Genomic DNA, 18,176 nt, shown 5'->3' on the forward strand with positions numbered 1-18,176 from the left:
CAAGCCCCCTACCCCATTTGATCGGAGAGTCACCATGAACAACACCGCACGTTTCCTGTCCATTGCCGCCGTTGCCGCTTTCGCCTCCTTTGGTGCCTATGCCGATGAAGCCGACAGCTCGCAGTTCGCCCTGAAGTTCGAGACCAACCGCACCCGCGCTGAAGTGGCTGCCGAAGCCGCTGTGGAGGCCCGCACACACAGCATGGAGCCCGCCGGCTCCCGCGTAGCGACCTACCAGTCGAAGGCCGACCGCGCCGCCGTGCGCGCCGCTGCAGCCGAAGCCGTGCGCACTGGCCAGATCCCTTCGGGCGAGATCGGCGTTCTGTAATCCACGCAAGGCAACGCTGCAGACCGCACTGCAGCCTCCATGCAAAAGGCCGGAGCCCCTCACGGGGCCCCGGCCTTTTTTTGTATTGTTCGCCGCGCGCCCGCGAAGGGCGCGGCAGCACACCGATCACTGCAGCACGGTCACGCCGGTCTTGGCCTGCAGGGATTCGAAGCTCACGCCGGGTGCCAGCTCCACGAGCTTGAGGCCTTCGGGCGTAACGTCCAGCACGGCCAGGTCGGTGATGATGCGGTCCACCACGCCCACGCCTGTGAGGGGCAGCGTGCACTGGGGCAGGATCTTCATGTCTTCCGTGCCGTCTTTCTTCTTCGCAACATGCTCCATGAGCACGATCACGCGCTTGACGCCTGCCACCAAGTCCATCGCGCCGCCCATGCCCTTGACCATCTTGCCGGGGATCATCCAGTTGGCCAGGTCGCCCTTTTCGCTGACCTGCATCGCACCGAGGATCGACAGGTTGATCTTGCCGCCACGGATCATGGCAAACGACTGGTCGCTGCCGAAGATCGACGAGCCCTTGATCGTGGTCACGGTCTGCTTGCCAGCGTTGATGAGATCCGGGTCCACCTTGTCTTCGGTGGGGAACGGGCCAATGCCCAGCATGCCGTTCTCGGACTGCAGCCACACTTCCTTGTCACCGGTGAAATTGGCCACCAGCGTGGGGATGCCGATGCCCAGGTTCACATAGAAACCGTCTTCGAGTTCTTGCGCCGCGCGGGCGGCCATCTGGTCTTGGGTCCACGGCATGTTCAGGCTCCTGCTTTCTCGGTGATCGTGCGTTTTTCGATACGCTTTTCGGGGTTGGCATTGAGCACGATGCGGTGCACATAGATGCCGGGCAGATGGACGTCGTCTGGGGCAAGCTCGCCAACTTCCACAATGCGCTCCACTTCCACAATGCAGACCTTGCCGGCAGTGGCAGCCGCAGGGTTGAAGTTGCGCGCTGTGAGGTTGAAACGCAGGTTGCCGGACTTGTCGGCCACGTCGGCCTTGATGAGCGAGACCTCGGGCACCAGCGAGCGCTCCATCACGTAGGTTTCGCCGTCAAATCCGCGCAGTTCCTTGCCATCGGCCACGATGGTGCCTACACCCGTCTTGGTAAAGAAAGCCGGGATGCCAGCGCCGCCAGCGCGCAGCTTCTCGGCCAGCGTGCCCTGGGGCGTGAACTCCAACTCCAGTTCGCCCGCCAGGTACTGGCGCTCGAACTCTTTGTTCTCGCCCACGTAGGACGAAATCATCTTTTTGATTTGTCGGGTCTCCAGCAGTTTGCCCAGGCCGAAGCCATCCACACCTGCGTTGTTGGAGATCACGGTGAGGTTCTTGGCGCCGGAGTCGCGCAAAGCGTCGATCAGCGCTTCTGGAATGCCACACAAACCGAAGCCACCCACGGCCATGAGTTGGCCGTCTGCAACCACGCCCTTCAAGGCTTCGGCTGCGGAGGGGAATAACTTGTTCACCACGATCTCCTTGTGAATTTGGATGCGCTACGATACTACGTACCCGATTAAGTAGTATTCCGTAAAGACTTGCACTATGGACGTTGATTACCGACTCGCTTTTGACATGGCCCCCGTGGGCCTGGTGCTGTCACGCAATCGCACCATGGTCGATTGCAACCGCCAGGTCTGCGAGATGTTCGGCGCTTCGCGCGAGGTGCTCATTGGTCAGTCGTTCCAGGTACTGTACCCAAGCGCTGACGAATACGAACGCCTGGGCGCGCACATGGAACCCATCCTGAACGCCAAGGGCCACTACGCCGACAACCGCATCATGAAACGCGCCAACGGTGAGGTGTTCTGGTGCCATGTGTCAGGCCGTGCGCTCAATCGCGACGCTCCCCATGAATCGGGCATCTGGAGCTTTGAAGACCTCAGTTCGCAGCGCCCCGTCAAGGCCGAGCTGACGGGCCGCGAGCGCGAGGTGGCCGCACGCTTGCTGGAGGGTTTGACCTCCAAGGAAATCGGCCGGGCGCTGGAGATCAGCCACCGCACGGTGGAGATCTACCGTGCCCGCCTCATGCGCAAGTACAACGCGTCCACCGCAGCGGACCTGGTGCACAAACTGCTCGCGGGGGGCTGAAGGCCGCGACTGGGTTCAGCCCTTCTTGGGCCCGTCGATCACCTCAGCCGCTGTGCGGAACGCCTCCACGGCCGTGGGCAAGCCACAGTAGATACTGGCGTGCAGCAGCACTTCCTGGATTTCTTGCGCGGTGGCACCGTTGTTGAGTGCGCCGCGCACATGGCCCTTGAGCTCGTGTTGCTTGCCCAAAGCGGTCAAGAAAGCCACGGTGATCAGGCTGCGTGTCTTCAGGTCGAGCCCCGGACGCTGCCACACATCGCCCCAGGCATTGCGGGTGATGAACTCCTGAATCGGCTGGGTGAATTCCGTGGCGTTGCCAAAGGCATTGGCCACGAAGTCCTCGCCCATGACCTGCTTGCGCGTGGCCAGGCCTTTGTCGAAGTCCTTGGTGGATGGGGGTTGCGTCATGCGGGCTCTCCAATACGGTTGGGGCCGCCATGTTAGCCGCAGCGCCTGGGCAAAAAGCACAACGCCACTTGCCGTCCCCCACGTGGGGCAGGCAAGTGGCGCGGTCAATGGCTCCGCCGTTGGCTTATGCAGCCGCGAGATCGAAACGATCAAGGTTCATGACCTTGGTCCAGGCGCGCACAAAGTCCTGCACGAACACCGCCTGCGCATCGCTGCTGCCATACACCTCGGCCAGGGCGCGCAGTTGCGAGTTGGAGCCGAACACCAGGTCGGCCACCGTGCCCGTCCACTTCGGGGTGCCGCCGCTGCGGTCCACGCCTTCCAGCACGCCGGGGGCCGAGGCAGACTTCTGCCACTTGGTGCGCATGTCCAGCAGGTTCACGAAGAAGTCGTTGCTCAGGGTCTGCGGGCGCTGCGTGAACACACCGTGCGCGGCGGACGACGCCACGTTCGCCCCCAGCACGCGCAGGCCGCCGACGAGCACCGTCATCTCCGGCCCGGTCAGCGTGAGCTGGTTGGCACGGTCGATCAACAACTCGGACACGGCGCCTTCCAGGCCCGGCTTCACGTAGTTGCGGAAACCATCGGCCGCAGGCTCCATGACCTCGAAAGAGGGCACATCGGTTTGCTCTTGCGAGGCATCGGTGCGGCCTGGCGTGAACGGTACCGTCACGTCCTGCCCGGCCTTCTTGGCTGCGGCCTCCACGGCTGCGCCCCCGGCCAGCACGATCAGGTCGGCCAGCGAGATCTTCTTGCCGCCGGATTGCGCAGCATTGAAGGCCTGCTGGATCGCTTCGAGCTGGCCCAGCACCTTGGCCAGCTGCGCGGGCTGGTTCACCTCCCAGTCCTTTTGCGGCGCCAGGCGGATGCGGGCACCGTTGGCACCACCGCGCTTGTCACCGCCGCGGAAGGTCGATGCCGAGGCCCAGGCGGTGGACACCAGCTCGGCGATCGACAGGCCCGAGGCAAGCACCTGGGCCTTGAGCGCCGCCACATCCTGCGCATCGACCAGCGCATGGTCCACATCCGGCACCGGGTCTTGCCACACCAGCACCTCGGCCGGCACGTCCGCGCCCAGATAGCGCGAACGGGGGCCCATGTCGCGGTGGGTCAGCTTGAACCAGGCACGGGCAAACGCGTCGGCGAACTGGTCGGGGTTGTCGAGGAAGCGGCGCGAGATCTTCTCGTAGGCCGGATCGAAGCGCAGCGACAAATCGGTGGTGAGCATGGTGGGCACCAGCTTCTTGGCCGGGTCGTGGGCGTGCGGAATGGTCGCCGCCGCGCCCTTGGCCGTCCACTGGTGCGCGCCGGCCGGGCTCTTGGTCAGCTCCCATTCAAAGCCGAACAGGTTCTCGAAGAAGTTGTTGCTCCACTTCGTGGGTGTGGTGGTCCAGGTGACTTCCAGGCCGCTGGTGATGGCGTCGCCGCCAAAGCCGCTGCCGTGCTTGCTGATCCAGCCGAAGCCCTGGTCCTCGATGCCGCCGCCTTCGGGCTCCAGGCCCACCAGGGCCGCGTCGCCTGCGCCGTGGGTCTTGCCAAAGGTGTGGCCGCCGGCGATCAGTGCCACGGTTTCTTCGTCGTCCATGGCCATGCGGGCAAAGGTGTCGCGGATGTCGCGCGCTGCGGCCAGGGGGTCGGGGTTGCCGTTCGGGCCTTCGGGGTTGACGTAGATCAGGCCCATCTGCACGGCGGCCAGGGGCTTGGCCAAGTCGCGCTCGCCGCTGTAGCGCTTGTCGCCGCCCAGCCACGTGCTCTCTGCGCCCCAGTACACGTTTTCATCGGGTTCCCACACGTCGGGGCGGCCGCCGGCAAAGCCGAAGGTCTTGAAGCCCATGGATTCGAGCGCCACGTTGCCGGTCAGGATCAACAGGTCGGCCCACGAGATCTTGCGGCCGTATTTTTGCTTGATGGGCCACAGCAGGCGGCGGGCCTTGTCCAGGTTGGCGTTGTCGGGCCAGCTGTTCAGGGGCGCAAAACGCTGCTGCCCGGCCCCGGCGCCGCCGCGGCCATCGGCCAGGCGGTAGGTGCCGGCGCTGTGCCAGGCCATGCGCACGAACAGCGGGCCGTAGTGGCCGAAGTCGGCCGGCCACCAGTCTTGCGAATCGGTCATCAGCGCGTGCAGGTCAGCCTTCACCGCGGCCAGGTCCAGACTCTTGAACTCCTCGGCGTAGTTGAAGCCGTCGCCCATGGGGTCGACCAGCGGCGAGCTTTGGTTCAGCGGGCGCAGGTTGAGCTGGTTGGGCCACCAGTCTGCGTTACCAGGGCCCTTGGGCGCGGCGGCCTGGGTGTGATCGAAGGGGCACTTTGCGTCTGTCGTCATGGGTCACTCCTTGTTATGGCTGATGAACGGCTCCGATCCTAAGAAATGTGCACTCCATTGAAAAGGCAATCATATTCATCAAGACGATAGTTTTTATTGAAAACTGGTGAGCTTCAACGGAGCTTCAGGCTCCCCGCAACCACAGGTATCGAACAGCACGGAGCGTACCCAGCGATGCCCCGCGGAGCGGTGGGTGCGTTCGTGCCAGGCGGCAGTTTTCACGAATCCCGGTATGGCCACCGGTGGCTCCATGACGACCAGCCCCGGTGCATCGGCCACCACCCGCTGCGGCACGACCGCGATCAGGTCGCTGGTGCGCAGAATCTGCGGCAGCACCAGAAAACTGGTGATCGACAGCGCCACCCGGCGTGACCGGCCCAGGCGTGCCAGCGCCTCGTCCGTCACGCCGTAGAAGCTGCCGCCGGTGTACGAGATGAGTGCATGGTCCAGCGCACAGAAACGGTCGAGCGACAGGACGTCACCCTGTGCATCCGGATGCCCTTCGCGCATCACGCAGACATAGCGCTCGTCGAACAGGTGGCGGGCGTACAAGTCGGGCGCCGTGTTCTCCGGGCTGATCAGGGCCAGGTCGATATCGCCGCGCTCCAGCCGCTCGTACACCGGCAGGTGCTGGGCAGGCACCACGGCCACACGCACGCCGGGCGCGCGGCGCCGCAGCTTGGCAAGAAACGGCACCACCACCGCCTGCAGCGCGTAGTCGGTGGATGCCAGGTGCACGGTCATCTGCGCCGTGGCAGGGTCGAAGGCCTGGGGCTGCAGCAGCGACTCGATCCCGCCCAGCAGCTCCTTGACCGGCGCGGCCAGCTCCTGCGCGCGCAGCGTGGGCGTGATGCCGCGCTGGGTGCGCACGAAAAGCGGGTCGTCGAAGCTTTCGCGCAGACGGGTCAGCATGCCACTGACCGCGGGCTGGGTGAGCGACAGGCGCCGGGCGGCGCGGGTCACGCTGCGCTCGTCGAGCAAGGCATCCAGCGCCTTGAGCAGGTTCAGGTCCATGGCCCTGATATCAATTGCCATGATTTCAAGAATAAGAAATATCGATTTGGTTTATGGCTGCATCGTACCCACCATCCTCACCGTGTGTGGCCATGACTTGTTTTGGCCCTCCCGCTTCACCCCCCTTTTCAGCCTCCCACAAGAAAGAAAGCTGCATGTCTGCCCTGTTCACCCCGTTCCAGCTCCAAAGCGTCACCCTGCGCAACCGCATCGCGATCCCGCCGATGTGCCAGTACAGCGCCACCGACGGCCTGACCAATGAATGGCACCAGGCGCACTACGCCGGCCTTGCCCGTGGCGGCGCAGGTCTCGTGATCGTCGAGGCCACCGGCGTGTCGCCCGAAGGCCGCATCACCCCGGCCTGCACCGGCCTGTGGAACGACCAGCAGGTCGAAGGCCTGGCCCGCATCGCCGCCAACATCAAGGCCGCTGGCGCGGTGCCCGGCATTCAGATCGGCCACGCCGGGCGCAAGGCCAGCGCCCAGCGCCCGTGGGAAGGCGACGACCACATTCCCGAAAGCGATCCGCGTGCCTGGCAACCCATCGCCCCGTCCGCCATTGCCTATGGCGGCGGCCTGCCCCGCGTGCCCAAGGCCATGACGCTGGAAGACATCGCCCGGGTGCAGGCCGATTTCGTCGCCGCCGCCCGCCGCGCGCTGGCCGCGGGCTTTGAATGGCTGGAACTGCACTTTGCCCACGGCTACCTCGCGCAGAGCTTCTTCTCGGCCCACAGCAACCAGCGCACCGACCAGTACGGCGGCAGCTTCGACAACCGCGCACGCTTTCTGCTGGAAACCGTGGAGGCCGTGCGCAAGGTCTGGCCCGCACACCTGCCGCTCACGGCACGTTTCGGCGTGATCGAATACGACGGCCGCGACGAGGAAACCGTGGCCGAGTCCATCGAGCTGGTGCGCCAGATGCGCGAGCGCGGCCTGGACATGGTCAACGTCAGCGCCAATTTCGTGATCGCAGAGACGCAGATCCCCTGGGCCACGCCGGCCTTCCTGGCCCCGGTGGCCCAGCGCGTGCGCAGCGAGGCCGGCCTGCCCGTGGCCTCGTCATGGGGCATCGACGACCCGCACATTGCAGAACGCGCAGTGGCCGACGGCCAGATGGACCTGGTGATGATCGGCCGCGCCCACCTGTCCAACCCGCACTACACCTACCACCTGGCGCAGGTGCTGGGCGAGCAAAAGCCCGAATGGACCACGCTGCCCGCGCCGTATGCCCACTGGCTGTCGCGCTACCGGGGCGCGGCCAAGGTCGCTGCAGCGCAATAGCCCGCAAGAACGGCGCGGTCCCTTCCCTACCGCCTTCCCTATCAATTTCCCGGCCGCCCTGTGCCGCCGCCCCTCAGCGCGCGGCCAAGCGGTGCAGCGGCAGCCCTGGAGCATCCAGCTGCGCGCGCAGCACCTGGCCGTGGGTCGAGTCGGTGACGTAGACCGTGCGGCCGCCCTCGCCGCCAAAGGCCAGATTGGTGGTCGACGCCCCCGCCGGCCCGCGCAGCACCAGCTCGGGCTCGGCCCGGTGGTTGAGCACCCAGACATAGCCCAGGCCGGGGTTGGCCACCAGCAGCCGGCCCTGCGCATCCACGGACAGCCCATCAGGGCCGCTGGGCCCGTACGACGTGAAGAACTGCCCCACCTTGGCCACGCTGCCGTCGGGCAGCAGCGGCACGCGCCACACGCAGTTGCCGCGCGTGGCGGCCAGGTACAGCACGCGCCCGTCGGGCGACAGGGCCACGCCATTGGGGCTGGGCACGTTGGCCAGCAGCAGGTCGAGCTGGCCATTGGGGCGCAGGCGGTACAGGCGGCCGCTCGGGTCGTGCAGGCCGCTCTGGCCTTGGTCGGTGAAATACAGGTTGCCGTCGGCGTCGAAGATCAAATCGTTCACGCCCTTGAAGCGCTCGCTGTTGCGGCGCTCCAGGTAGGGCGTGACCTTGCCGGAGGCCACGTCCAGGCGCATGAGGCCGTTCTTGTAGTCGGTGATCAGCAGCGTGCCGGCATCCAGGAACTTCATGCCGTTGGGCTCGCCGTCGTACTCGGCCACCAGTGTCCATTCGCCCTCAGGGCTGATGCGAAAGATGCGGCCCCAGGGGATGTCGGTCACGTACAGGTGGCCCGCACCGTCGAACACCGGGCCTTCGAGGAACGAATCGGTGACGGTGCCGCCCCGGTTGGCATCGGCCCAGGCACTGCGCTCGCGGCGGCGAAAGTGTTCGGGCATGGCGGAGAACATATCCAGGTCGCGGACCTGGGGCGGTTGCAGCAGAAACATGGTGGGGGTCTTTCTTGTTCAGGACGCGGTGGCGAAACCATACAGCCGCGCCGGGTTGTCGACCAGGATGCCGTCCATCACGGCATCGCTGCCCGCCCAGGCACGCAGCAAGTCCAACAGGCCGGCATCGTTGACCGAGCCCGGTGCCTCGGTGGTGTGCGGCCAGTCGCTGCCCCACACCAGGCGCCCGGGCGCGGCCTGCACCAGCGCGCGGCCCAGGGGCAGCATGTCGGCGTAGCTCGGGCCCTGCGCGGTGGAGCGCATGTAGGCGCCCGACAGCTTGACCCACGTATTGCCGCCGTCCAGCAGCCTGCGCAGCACGCCGTAGGCGTCGGCACTCGGGCCCTGCGCCGGGTCGATGCGGCCCAGGTGGTCGATGACCAGCGGAACAGGCAAGGCCTGCAGCACGGGTTCGAGCGCCACGATCTGCTCCGGGTGCGCGAACACCTGGATATGCCAGCCGCCGCAGTCCGTATGGCGCGCAACCTTGTCCGCCAGGGTGGACAGCATGGCCGGCGTGGTCGTACCCCAGGACTGCAGCGAGACGAAGTTCACCCGCAGTCCGCACACACGCCGTGCGGCCAGGCGGCTCAGCTCCACATCGCTCACCGCATGGCCCACCACCGCCACGCCACGCGCGCTGTCGCCCAAGGCGTCCAGTGCATCCAGCGCGCAGGCATTGTCGGTTCCGTAGGTGGACGGCGTGACCACCACGGTGCGCGATGTGCCCAGGCGCTGCTGCAGCTGCCGGTAGGCGGCCACGGGCGCATGGGGCGGCGTGCGCGGCCAGTGCGGCGATGGCGCAAAACGCGCATCGAAGATGTGCATGTGGCTGTCGCACGCCAGCGGCGGCAGCGCCCGCAGCGGCTGGTTGAGGCCTGCCGAATGCGGCACGGCGCCAGGCAGGGGCTGGTCCATCGGCGCTCAGTCCAGCTTGATGTTGCCCTTGCGCACCACCTCGCCCCATTTCGCATCTTCCTTCTTGAGGAAGGCCGCGAACTCGGCAGGCGTGGAGCCCACGGGCTGCGCGCCCATGTCGGCCAGGCGCTGCTTGAGCTCGTCTTCCTTCATCACCTCCTGCACGGCCTCGCGCAGCTTGGCGGCGATGGGCTCGGGCGTGCCGGCGGGCAGGAACAGGCCGTTCCACTCATAGGCCTCGTAGCCGGGGATCACCGTCTCGGCCACGGTGGGCACGTCGGGCAGGCGCCTGGAGCGCTCGGGCGCCGACACGGCCAGGGCGCGCAGCTTGCCGCCGGAGACATGTGGGTAGGTCGCGGCCACGGTACCGAACATGAAGTCCACCTGGCCGGCCATCACGTCGGTGATGGCGGGGCCGCCGCTCTTGTAGGGCACATGCACCATGTCCAGGTTCAGCTGCTGGCGCAGCAGCTCGGCCGCCAGGCGCTGCACGGTGCCGCTGCCGCCCGAGGCGAAGTTGAGCTTGCCCGGGGCCGCCTTGGCCTTGGCAACGAGGTCGCCGATGTTCTTGATTGGCGAGTCGGTCTTCACGATGAGCACATTGGGCGCGAGCAGCACCAGCGACAGCGGCTGCAGCGCGTTGGCGGCATACGGCATCTTGGGGAACAGGTGCGGGTTGATGGAGTACGGCGTGGCGTCGTACAGCACCGTGTGGCCATCCGCATTGGCCTTGGCCACGTAGCTGGCGCCGATGGTGCCGCTGGCGCCGGCCTTGTTGTCCACGATCACGCTGGCGCCCAGTTTGGCACCCAGGCGCGTGGCCAGCACACGGGCCACGGCGTCGGCCGCACCGCCGGGCGCATACGGCACGACGATGGTGATGGGGCGCTCGGGGAACGCGGCATGGGCCAGGCCCGTGGCCAGGGCGCAGGCGGCGATCAGGGGTTTGAGAAAACGCAACATAAAGTCTCCTTATCCATTCAATCCATCAAGAGCCAACAGGTATTGCTGCCCTCTGGCCTGCGAAACTGGCGCAGACAAGGCGCAGGCAGCCGTGCAAGGGCCGCCCCGCCGCACTGGCTGCGTCCCCCTTCCCGCATCGCGCAGCGAGGCGAGAGAGGGGGGAAGGCGCAAAGCGCCTCAGGGGGGTCACTCCACTTTCAGATCCAGGTCTTTGGCGATCTGGGTATAGGTGGCGACTTCGCGCTCCACCTGCGCTGCAAACGCGGTGCCGCAGGTCGAGTCCGCATCCAGCCCCAGGCCGCGCAGCTTGTCCACCGCGGAGGCGCTCTTCGCAAAGTCCACAGCCGCGCGTTCGAGCTTCTGCACCACGGCGTCGGGCACACCGGCGGGCGCCAGCACGCCGTACCAGGCATCGGCCGAATACTTGCCGCCGCCGGCTTCAGCGAACGTGGCCACGTCGGGCAGCAGCGACGAGCGCTTGGGCGACGCCACGGCCAGGGCCGTGAGCTTGCCGCTCTTGATCTGCGGCAGCACCGAGCCCAGCGTGGCGAACGAGCTGTCGAGCTGGCCGCCCATCAGGTCCGTGACCACCGGCGCCGCGCCCTTGTAGGGCACGTGGTTGAGCTTGAGGCCATTGGCCCGTGCAAACATCTCGGTGGCGAAATGACCCGAGCTGCCCACGCCGGCAGTGCCGGCCGTGGTCACGCCCGGCTCCTTGCGGGCACGGGCCATGTAGTCGGCCAGCGATTTCACCGGCATGCCGGGGCCCACCACCAGCACCGTCGGGCTGGTGGCCACGGTGCACAGGGGCTTGAAAGACTTCACCGCATCGAACTTGACCCGGTTGCTGTACGGCCCCGGGGATCATCGTGTGGTTGGTGGCGCCGAACAGCAGCGTGTAGCCGTCGGCCGGCGCGCTGGCCACGGCCTGCGCGGCCAGGATGGTATTGGCGCCGGGCTTGTTGTCGATGATGAAGGGCTGGCCCAGCGCGCGGCTGGCATGGTCTGCGAATGCGCGGGCCACCACGTCGGTGGGGCCGCCGGCGGCAAAGCCCACCACCAGCTTCACGGGCTTGGCGGGGTAGTCGCCGGCCTGGGCGAAGCAAGCGCCAGACGCTATAAAAAGCGTAGCTGCTAGCGCTTGATGGACAAGCGGTAGGGGCATTTTTTTCTCAAAATTCTTGTTCATCGATGTGTCTCCTGTCATGGGCTGCGGTGTGGCAGCCGTCGGTTCTGGCGCAAGCCGGTGCGCGCACGGGCCCCTGCACGGCGGGCACACAACGCTGGTGTGCCCTGCCCTGCCCGAGGTCTGCCTGCTACGGTCTCACTCTGCGGCCGGCCCTGCTGCGGCAGGGCCAGCACCGGCTCATGCCGCCGCGGCGGCCGGCACGCGGGCCAGCACGGCGAGCAGGTTCTGGGCCGCGCCCACGCCCATGTTCACGTAGGCGTCGCTGGTCACGCCGCCGATGTGCGGGCTGAGGATGAAATTCTTCTCGCCCTGGAACGGGTGGCCGGCCACCATGGGCTCCACCGCAAAACTGTCCAGGCCCGCCGCCATCACCTGGCCCGAGCGCACGGCTGCGAGCAATGCGGCTTCGTCGATGAGGCCGCCGCGGGCGGTGTTGACCACGATCACGCCGCGCTTGCACTGCGCGAGCGTGGCGGCGTTGAGCATGCCGCGGTTTTCGTCGGTCAGCGGGCAGTGCAAGGAGACTGCATCGGCTTCGCGCCAGATGGTCTCCAGGCTCACGCTCTGCACGTAGTCGGGCAGATTCTTGGCGAACGGGTCGAAACCGATCACGCGCATGCCCAACGCATCGGCCATCTTCGCAAAGCGCAGGCCGATGGCGCCCAGGCCCACCAGGCCCACGGTGCGGCCGCCCAGCTCCAGGCTCTTGTGCGTGGCCTTGTCCCAATGGCCGGCATGCATGCGCGCATCCAGCTGCACCACCGACTTGGCACAGGCCAGCAGCAGTGCCAGCGCCTGCTCGGCCACGGCCGCAGCATTGGCGCCCACGGCGGCCACCACCTCGATGCCGCGCGCCTGGGCCGCCACCTTGTCGATGGTGTCGGTGCCACTGCCGTGCTTGGAGATCACCTTGAGCGAAGGCGCCGCGTCCATCACGGCCGGGCCCACCTTGCCGTAGCGCACGATGATGGCCACGGGGTTGTGCGAACCGCACAGGGCCACCATGTCCTCTTCGGTCGGCGTCTTGCCTGTGTAGACGATGTCGTAGCCCGTGAGCAGGTCCAGGGCTTGCTGCGCCAGATCGGCGCCAGTGACGATGATGGTTTGGCTCACAGCGATTCCCCTTCCTTCAAAACGCCAGCAGCGCGCAGCGCGGCAGGCAGCCATTTCGATGCGGTGTCGCCGCGGGCGATGGCTTCGATGCGGGCGGCCTCGTCGGCCACCTTCTTGTCGGCCAGGGCCATCATGCCGGGGGCCTTGGCGCGCTCGATCACAACCACGCCGTCAGCATCGCCCACCACCAGGTCGCCGGGGTTCACGGTGGCGCCGCCGGCAGAGATGGGGTGGTTGATGCGGCCGGGCACGTACTTGGTGGGTCCGGCGGGGTTGAAGCCCGCGCTGAACACGGGGAAGTCCAGCTCCAGGATCTCCAGCTTGTCGCGGATGGCCGCGTCCACGATCACGCCGGCCAGGCCCCGCTTCTTGCAGGCGCTGAGCATCAGGGTGCCCATGAGGGCGGCGGTCAGGTCGCCCTTGCCGTCGATCACCAGCACGTCGCCCGGCTGGGCCAGCGCGATGGCGGCGTGGATCATGAGGTTGTCGCCGGGGCGCACTTCCACGGTGAAGGCGGGGCCTGCCACCTGCATGCTCTGGTGCACCGGGGCCACGCGGCCGTGCATCGTGCCGCGGCGGCCCGCCACGTCGGCCAGGATGGCGGCCTGGAAGGTCGCGGCTTTGCTCACGACATCGGCGCTCACGCGGTCGATGTCACGGATGATGTCGGGGAGTTGGCTCATGGTGTTCTGTCCGTTTGAAAAATGAAGAAGGGGTGCGTGCAGACAATGCCGGCTGCAAAGGCCGTCTCACTCAGCTTTTATGTTTCCGTCTTTGATGACCTTGGCCCACTTGGCCGAGTCGGCCTTTTGCAGGTCGCCCAGCTGCTGGGGCGTGCCGCCCACCAGCGTCACGCCCAGCTTGTCGGCCAGGGCAACCACGGCGGGGTCCTTCAGGGCCTTGTTGATCTCCTGGTTCAAGCGCTGCACCACGGTGGAGGGCGTCTTGGCCGGCGCGAACACGGCCTGCCACTGCTCCACCACGAAGTCCTTCATGCCCACCTCGGCCATCGTGGGCACGGCCGGCAGGGCCTTCAGGCGCTGGGCCGAGGTGACGGCCAGCGCGCGCAGCTTGCCCGCCTGCACATGCGGCAGCGCGGCGGCCGCGGGCGCGAACATGAACTGCACCTGGCTGGCCAACGTGTCCTGCAGCGCCGGGGTGTCGCCCTTGTAGGGCACGTGGATGAAGCGCGCGCCGGTCTGCTGCTGCAGCAGCTCGCCCTGCATCTGCAAGATGGTGCCGTTGCCGCCCGAGGCGAAGGCGAGCTTGCCCGGCTGTGCCTTGGCAGCGGCCAGCAGGTCGGCCACCGTCTTGAACGGCTGGTCCGTGCCCACCACCAAAATGTGCGGAATGGTGCCGATGATGACCACAGGCTCGAACGCCGTGATGTGGTCGTACGGCAGCTTGCCCATCAGGTGCGGCGCGATCGCCTGCGGCCCGATGGAGGTGCCCAGAAGCGTGTAGCCGTCGGGCGCCGCCTTGGCAACAAAGGCCGCGCCGATGGTGCCGGTGGCACCGGCCTTGTTGTCCACGATCACGTTGGTGGACAGCGCGGCGCCGATGCGCTGCGCCACATTGCGGCCCAGCACGTCGGTGCTGCCGCCGGGCGGGTACGGCACCACCCAGGTGATGACGCGACCGGCAGGCCAGTCGCCCTGGGCCAATGCAGGTGCCGACAGCCAGGGGGCCAGCAGCGCGGCACCGCTGGCAGCGAGCACGCTGCGGCGCGGCAGGCCGGCTGTTGGAGTGGGGGTTGCGGATTCGGTCATGGGCAGGTCTCCCGGTGTCGTCAAGGCAATGAAGAAATGGTCGGCGTGAAGCCGTAGAGCGCGGCCGGGTTGTCCACCAGCACGCGCTGCAGCGTGGCGCTGTCGCCTGTATCGCGCGCCCAGTCGGCCAGCCGGTCCACCTGGCGGGCGTCGTCGGGCAGGGGCTGCACGCCGGCCGATGCGGTGGCATGCGGCCAATCGCTGCCCCAGACCACGCGGTCGGGCGCGCAGCGCAGGTAGCTGGCAGCCAGGGTGTCGAGCGCGGGGTCTTCCACCGAGTGCTGCTCGCTCACGATGTAGCCACCCGACAGCTTGATCCACGCCTGCCCGCCCTGCAGCAGCGCCAGCAGCAACCCATGGGCGGGGTGCCGACCCGCCTGCGCGGGAGCGATGCGGCCGAAGTGGTCGAAGACCACCGGCACGGGCAACTGGTGCAGCACGTCGGCCTGCGCGACCAGCACATCGGGCGCCATCAGCAGCTGCAGGTGCCAGCCCAGCGGCGCGATGCGGCGGGCCAGCGGCAGCAGCGAAGCCGCCGTGCCCGACACGCCCAGCGACAGGTTCAGCCGCACGCCGCGCACGCCGGCGGCCTGCAGGTGCTGCAGCTCGTCATCGCTCTCGGTGCCGTCGATCACCGCCACGCCACGGGCTTGCACGCCCATGGCGCCCAGTGCGGCCAGGCCTTCGAGCATCGGGCGGTTGTCGGTGCCGTAGGTCGACGGCGTGACCAGCACCACCCGCGTGGTGCCGATGCGCTGCTGCAGCGCTGCATAGTCCAGCGCCGACGCATCGGGCGGCAACAGCCTGGCCTGCGGCGCAGCCGGAAAGCGGCTGTCGTACACATGCACATGGCAGTCGCAGGCGCCGGCCGGCACCACGTTGCGCGGCGCGGCGGTGCCGGCTGAAAACCGCACGGTGTGGGCGGTACGCACAGGCGTGACAAGGCTGTCGCGGTGCATGGCGCGGACTCTTGGCGGGCGCTAAGCGGTGGCTGTGTCGGCGCTGTCGGTCAGTCCAGGCTGGCGCCCGAGTCCTTGACGATCTTGCCCCAGCGCGGCACTTCGGTGCGCAGCAGCTGGCCGAACTGATCGGCCGAGCCGCCCAGGATATCACCGCCTTCTGAGCGCAGCTTCTCGGCCACTTCAGCATGCTGCAGCACCTGGTTGATGGCCTTGTTCAGCTGCGCCACGATGGGTGCGGGCGTGCCGGCGGGCGCCAGGATGCCGAACCAGGTCACGGCCTCGAAGCCCTTGTAGCCGGACTCGGCCAGCGTGGGCACATCCGGCAATTGCGACGAGCGCTTGGCCGACGTGATGGCCAGCACCTTGAGCTTGCCGTTGCGCACCTGGCCCAGCAGCGTGGGCACGGAGGACATGTACAGATCGATCTGCCCGCCCACCAGGTCGGTCATGGCCTGGGCCGCGCCCTTGTAGGGGATATGGCGCAGCTTGATGCCCGCCGCGTTCTCGGCCAGCTCGCCGGCCAGGTGGGCCACCGTGCCGTTGCCCGAGTAGCCCAGGGTGAGCGCGTCAGGCTTGCCCTTGGATGCAGCCACCACATCGGCAAAGGTCTTGTACGGCGAATTGGCCGGCGCGGCGATCACGATGGGCGACGACGACACCAGCGCCACGGGCACCAGGTCCTTGATGGGGTCGTAGGGCAGCTTGGGGTACAGCGTGGGGTTGATGGCCAGGTTGCTGGTCTGGCCCATGACCAGCGTGTAGCCATCGGGGGCCGACTTGGCGGCCGCATCCACGCCCAGATTGCCGCCCGCGCCGGGGCGGTTGTCCACGATCACGTTCCACTTGTTCTGGTCCGTGAGCTTTTGCGCCACGGTGCGCGCGATCATGTCAGTGCCGCCACCGGGTGGGAACGGCACGATGAGGCGGATGGGTTTGTTCGGGTATGCGGCCTGGGCCTGGGCGGCCAAGGGCACGGCGGTTGCGGCAAGGCCCATCAGGGCTGCGCACAGGTGCGCGCCGACGGCACGCGAAAGCGATGAAAAAGCTGGCATGGATTTGTCTCCGTTTTATGGTGGTTCGTCACGCCGGTCTGCAGAACCTGCGACGGCCCGGCGCCGTGGCTGCGACTTTACGCAGACGTTTCAACGCATACAATGCAGTTGCACACAGTGAAACATATAGCGCCATGAGCGACAAGTCCATCAAGCCTTCTCTCCCCGCGCCACCGCCATTGCCGCCCTCCTCGGCACCTGCCCCGGCCGCGCAGCCCGACGCTGCCGGCGGCGTGATTGCCGTCACGCGCGCTCTGCAGGTGCTCGAAGCCTTTGCCCTGGGCGAATCCAGCCTGCCGCTGGCCGAGTTGAGCCGCCGCTGCGGCCTGCACAAGACCACGGTGCTGCGCCTGGCGCGCACGCTGGCGCAGTCGGGCTTCATGGTGCAGCGCGAAGACGGCGACTGGCGCCTGGGGCCCGCCGCGGGCTGGCTGGGCGCGCGCTACCAAGCGGGCTTTGATGTGCAGAACGTGCTGGAACCCGCGCTGCGCGAGCTGACCCACGCCACGGGCGAAAGCGCGGCCTTCTACGTGCGCGAAGGCCAGGTGCGGACCTGCCTGGTGCGCGTGGAGGGCCCGCAGGCACTGCGCCACCACGCCCGCATGGGCGAAGGCCTGCCGCTCGACAAAGGCTCGCCGGGTCGCGTGATCCTGGCGTTCTCGGGCGAGCCGGGCAAGGCGTATGAAGACATCCGCAAGAAGGGCTACCACTGGTCCATCGGCGAACGCGAGCAAGGCGTGGCCACGGTGTCGGCGCCGGTGTTCGGCATGCACTGGCGCCTGATGGGGTCCGTGTGCATTTCAGGGCCTGCCTCGCGCCTGCCCGCTGAAAAACTCGAAGCACTGGCCCAGACCGTGATCGCCGCGGCGACGCAGCTGTCGTACGCGCTGGCAGGCAACACGGCAGCGCCCGCGCAAAGCCCGGTACGGGCCACGCACTGGCATCCTTGAGCTCCCCCTGAGCCGCCTGGCGGCGTCTTCCCCCTAAGGGGGACGCACCCGGTGGACCGGCGAAGCCGGATCCACGGGTGCACTGGTGGGGCGGCGCCAGTTTCATGCGCACAGCGCAATGCGGTGCATCGCGGATACTGGCATCCACGACCAACACAACAAGCCAAGGAGACCTTCGTGAGCCGCTACCCCTTTCCCGACCTGAACACCCTGCCCGACGACATCCGCGCACGCATCGTGGAAGTGCAGGAAAAGGCCGGCTTCATCCCCAACGTGTTCCTGGCGTTTGCCCGCCGCCCGGCCGAGTGGCGCGCGTTCTTTGCGTACCACGACGCGCTCATGCTCAAGGAAGAAGGCAGCCTGACCAAAGGCGAGCGCGAGATGATCGTCACCACCACCAGCGCTGCCAACCAGTGCCTGTACTGCGTGGTGGCCCACGGCGCCATCCTGCGCATCTACGAGAAGAAGCCGCTGGTCGCGGACCAGGTGGCGGTCAACCACCGCAAGGCCGACATCAGCCCGCGCGAGCGCGCGATGCTCGACTTTGCGATGAAGGTGTGCCAGCGCTCGCACGAGATCGAGGACGCCGACTTCGAGGCCCTGCACCCGCACGGCTTCGACGACGAGGACATCTGGGACATCGCGGCCATCACCGCGTTCTTTGGCCTGAGCAACCGCATGGCCAGCTTTGCGGGCATGCAGCCCAACCCAGAGTTCTACTTGATGGGACGGGTGCCCAAGCAGAAGTAAGTGCCCTGGCGCATTTACTACATATTTGATAGCTACTAGCGCTTATCCAATGAGCGCTAGAGCCCT

The 18,176-nt window shown here is 67.3% G+C and carries 18 protein-coding genes and 1 pseudogene; 5 read left to right on the forward strand and 14 right to left on the reverse strand.

Going from position 1 to position 18,176, the window contains the following annotated elements; translation table 11 throughout:
- Nucleotides 1–34 precede the first annotated feature (34 nt).
- The gene (locus ASE39_RS15800; RefSeq protein WP_057224104.1) at nucleotides 35–328 is read left to right on the forward strand and encodes a hypothetical protein; all 294 of its coding nucleotides are present in this window, start codon (nucleotides 35–37) and stop codon (nucleotides 326–328) included.
- A 126-nt stretch (nucleotides 329–454) separates the two neighbouring features.
- Here ASE39_RS15800 and ASE39_RS15805 read toward each other — a convergent pair whose 3' ends face one another.
- Nucleotides 455–1,093, reverse strand: coding sequence for a 3-oxoacid CoA-transferase subunit B (locus ASE39_RS15805; RefSeq protein ID WP_057224103.1), 639 nt, complete (start codon nucleotides 1,091–1,093; stop codon nucleotides 455–457).
- Nucleotides 1,094–1,095: 2 nt separating this feature from the next.
- Nucleotides 1,096–1,803 (reverse strand): CoA transferase subunit A, encoded by a 708-nt coding sequence (locus ASE39_RS15810; RefSeq protein WP_057271859.1) that lies wholly within the window; start codon nucleotides 1,801–1,803, stop codon nucleotides 1,096–1,098.
- A gap of 76 nt (nucleotides 1,804–1,879) precedes the next feature.
- Here ASE39_RS15810 and ASE39_RS15815 point away from each other — a divergent pair, with 76 nt between their 5' ends.
- Complete coding sequence (locus ASE39_RS15815) at nucleotides 1,880–2,425, forward strand: PAS and helix-turn-helix domain-containing protein (RefSeq protein WP_010465438.1); 546 nt, start codon at nucleotides 1,880–1,882, stop codon at nucleotides 2,423–2,425.
- A 15-nt stretch (nucleotides 2,426–2,440) separates the two neighbouring features.
- Here the strand turns inward: ASE39_RS15815 and ASE39_RS15820 are convergent, their stop codons facing one another.
- From ASE39_RS15820 to ASE39_RS15830, 3 genes are all read right to left on the reverse strand, one after another.
- Nucleotides 2,441–2,833 carry a carboxymuconolactone decarboxylase family protein gene (locus ASE39_RS15820; protein ID WP_010465441.1) on the reverse strand — a complete coding sequence of 131 codons (393 nt, stop codon included), beginning with the start codon at nucleotides 2,831–2,833 and terminating at the stop codon, nucleotides 2,441–2,443.
- A gap of 124 nt (nucleotides 2,834–2,957) precedes the next feature.
- The gene (katG, locus tag ASE39_RS15825) at nucleotides 2,958–5,153 is read right to left on the reverse strand and encodes a catalase/peroxidase HPI (protein WP_057271763.1); all 2,196 of its coding nucleotides are present in this window, start codon (nucleotides 5,151–5,153) and stop codon (nucleotides 2,958–2,960) included.
- A gap of 93 nt (nucleotides 5,154–5,246) precedes the next feature.
- Entirely contained in the window at nucleotides 5,247–6,188 is a 942-nt protein-coding gene (locus ASE39_RS15830) for a LysR family transcriptional regulator (protein ID WP_057271764.1), read from the reverse strand.
- A 134-nt stretch (nucleotides 6,189–6,322) separates the two neighbouring features.
- Here ASE39_RS15830 and ASE39_RS15835 point away from each other — a divergent pair, with 134 nt between their 5' ends.
- Nucleotides 6,323–7,447, forward strand: a complete 1,125-nt coding sequence (locus tag ASE39_RS15835; RefSeq protein ID WP_057271765.1) for an NADH:flavin oxidoreductase/NADH oxidase — start codon at nucleotides 6,323–6,325, stop codon at nucleotides 7,445–7,447.
- Between the two features lie 73 nt (nucleotides 7,448–7,520).
- Here ASE39_RS15835 and ASE39_RS15840 read toward each other — a convergent pair whose 3' ends face one another.
- The 9 genes and pseudogenes from ASE39_RS15840 to ASE39_RS15880 all read right to left on the reverse strand — a co-directional run bounded on the left by ASE39_RS15840 (nucleotide 7,521) and on the right by ASE39_RS15880 (nucleotide 16,410).
- A complete protein-coding gene (locus ASE39_RS15840; RefSeq protein WP_057271766.1) occupies nucleotides 7,521–8,444 on the reverse strand; it encodes an SMP-30/gluconolactonase/LRE family protein in 924 nt (307 codons plus the stop codon).
- Nucleotides 8,445–8,462: 18 nt separating this feature from the next.
- Complete coding sequence (locus ASE39_RS15845) at nucleotides 8,463–9,362, reverse strand: amidohydrolase family protein (RefSeq protein WP_057271767.1); 900 nt, start codon at nucleotides 9,360–9,362, stop codon at nucleotides 8,463–8,465.
- A 6-nt stretch (nucleotides 9,363–9,368) separates the two neighbouring features.
- Entirely contained in the window at nucleotides 9,369–10,325 is a 957-nt protein-coding gene (locus tag ASE39_RS15850; RefSeq protein WP_057271768.1) for a tripartite tricarboxylate transporter substrate binding protein, read from the reverse strand.
- 186 nt (nucleotides 10,326–10,511) lie between these two features.
- Nucleotides 10,512–11,514: pseudogene (locus tag ASE39_RS15855) on the reverse strand (tripartite tricarboxylate transporter substrate binding protein).
- Between the two features lie 177 nt (nucleotides 11,515–11,691).
- On the reverse strand, nucleotides 11,692–12,627 hold the full coding sequence (locus ASE39_RS15860; RefSeq protein WP_057271769.1) for an NAD(P)-dependent oxidoreductase: 936 nt from the start codon (nucleotides 12,625–12,627) through the stop codon (nucleotides 11,692–11,694).
- Nucleotides 12,624–13,310 (reverse strand): diguanylate cyclase, encoded by a 687-nt coding sequence (locus ASE39_RS15865; protein ID WP_057271770.1) that lies wholly within the window; start codon nucleotides 13,308–13,310, stop codon nucleotides 12,624–12,626. The genes ASE39_RS15860 and ASE39_RS15865 overlap by 4 nt, the downstream gene beginning before the upstream one ends.
- A gap of 66 nt (nucleotides 13,311–13,376) precedes the next feature.
- Nucleotides 13,377–14,396, reverse strand: coding sequence for a tripartite tricarboxylate transporter substrate binding protein (locus ASE39_RS15870; protein WP_057271771.1), 1,020 nt, complete (start codon nucleotides 14,394–14,396; stop codon nucleotides 13,377–13,379).
- Nucleotides 14,397–14,416: 20 nt separating this feature from the next.
- Nucleotides 14,417–15,355 (reverse strand): amidohydrolase family protein, encoded by a 939-nt coding sequence (locus ASE39_RS15875; protein ID WP_057271772.1) that lies wholly within the window; start codon nucleotides 15,353–15,355, stop codon nucleotides 14,417–14,419.
- Between the two features lie 50 nt (nucleotides 15,356–15,405).
- Nucleotides 15,406–16,410, reverse strand: a complete 1,005-nt coding sequence (locus ASE39_RS15880; RefSeq protein ID WP_057271773.1) for a tripartite tricarboxylate transporter substrate binding protein — start codon at nucleotides 16,408–16,410, stop codon at nucleotides 15,406–15,408.
- 134 nt (nucleotides 16,411–16,544) lie between these two features.
- Between ASE39_RS15880 and ASE39_RS15885 the strand changes: the two genes are divergently transcribed.
- Both ASE39_RS15885 and ASE39_RS15890 read left to right on the forward strand, forming a co-directional pair.
- Nucleotides 16,545–17,360 (forward strand): IclR family transcriptional regulator, encoded by an 816-nt coding sequence (locus ASE39_RS15885; RefSeq protein WP_057271774.1) that lies wholly within the window; start codon nucleotides 16,545–16,547, stop codon nucleotides 17,358–17,360.
- A 177-nt stretch (nucleotides 17,361–17,537) separates the two neighbouring features.
- Nucleotides 17,538–18,110 (forward strand): peroxidase-related enzyme, encoded by a 573-nt coding sequence (locus tag ASE39_RS15890; protein ID WP_057271775.1) that lies wholly within the window; start codon nucleotides 17,538–17,540, stop codon nucleotides 18,108–18,110.
- Nucleotides 18,111–18,176: the final 66 nt, after the last annotated feature.

This window comes from Acidovorax sp. Root267 (genome assembly GCF_001429215.1).
Taxonomy (GTDB): domain Bacteria; phylum Pseudomonadota; class Gammaproteobacteria; order Burkholderiales; family Burkholderiaceae_C; genus Acidovorax; species Acidovorax radicis.

Coding starts and splice junctions, on each gene's coding strand:
- ASE39_RS15800 (WP_057224104.1), top strand. CDS start 35: ATGAACAACACCGCACGTTTCCTGTCCATTGCCGCCGTTGCCGCTTTC.
- ASE39_RS15805 (WP_057224103.1), bottom strand. CDS start 1,093: ATGCCGTGGACCCAAGACCAGATGGCCGCCCGCGCGGCGCAAGAACTC.
- ASE39_RS15815 (WP_010465438.1), top strand. CDS start 1,880: ATGGACGTTGATTACCGACTCGCTTTTGACATGGCCCCCGTGGGCCTG.
- ASE39_RS15820 (WP_010465441.1), bottom strand. CDS start 2,833: ATGACGCAACCCCCATCCACCAAGGACTTCGACAAAGGCCTGGCCACG.
- katG (WP_057271763.1), bottom strand. CDS start 5,153: ATGACGACAGACGCAAAGTGCCCCTTCGATCACACCCAGGCCGCCGCG.
- ASE39_RS15830 (WP_057271764.1), bottom strand. CDS start 6,188: ATGGCAATTGATATCAGGGCCATGGACCTGAACCTGCTCAAGGCGCTG.
- ASE39_RS15835 (WP_057271765.1), top strand. CDS start 6,323: ATGTCTGCCCTGTTCACCCCGTTCCAGCTCCAAAGCGTCACCCTGCGC.
- ASE39_RS15840 (WP_057271766.1), bottom strand. CDS start 8,444: ATGTTTCTGCTGCAACCGCCCCAGGTCCGCGACCTGGATATGTTCTCC.
- ASE39_RS15845 (WP_057271767.1), bottom strand. CDS start 9,362: ATGGACCAGCCCCTGCCTGGCGCCGTGCCGCATTCGGCAGGCCTCAAC.
- ASE39_RS15850 (WP_057271768.1), bottom strand. CDS start 10,325: ATGTTGCGTTTTCTCAAACCCCTGATCGCCGCCTGCGCCCTGGCCACG.
- ASE39_RS15865 (WP_057271770.1), bottom strand. CDS start 13,310: ATGAGCCAACTCCCCGACATCATCCGTGACATCGACCGCGTGAGCGCC.
- ASE39_RS15870 (WP_057271771.1), bottom strand. CDS start 14,396: ATGACCGAATCCGCAACCCCCACTCCAACAGCCGGCCTGCCGCGCCGC.
- ASE39_RS15875 (WP_057271772.1), bottom strand. CDS start 15,355: ATGCACCGCGACAGCCTTGTCACGCCTGTGCGTACCGCCCACACCGTG.
- ASE39_RS15880 (WP_057271773.1), bottom strand. CDS start 16,410: ATGCCAGCTTTTTCATCGCTTTCGCGTGCCGTCGGCGCGCACCTGTGC.
- ASE39_RS15885 (WP_057271774.1), top strand. CDS start 16,545: ATGAGCGACAAGTCCATCAAGCCTTCTCTCCCCGCGCCACCGCCATTG.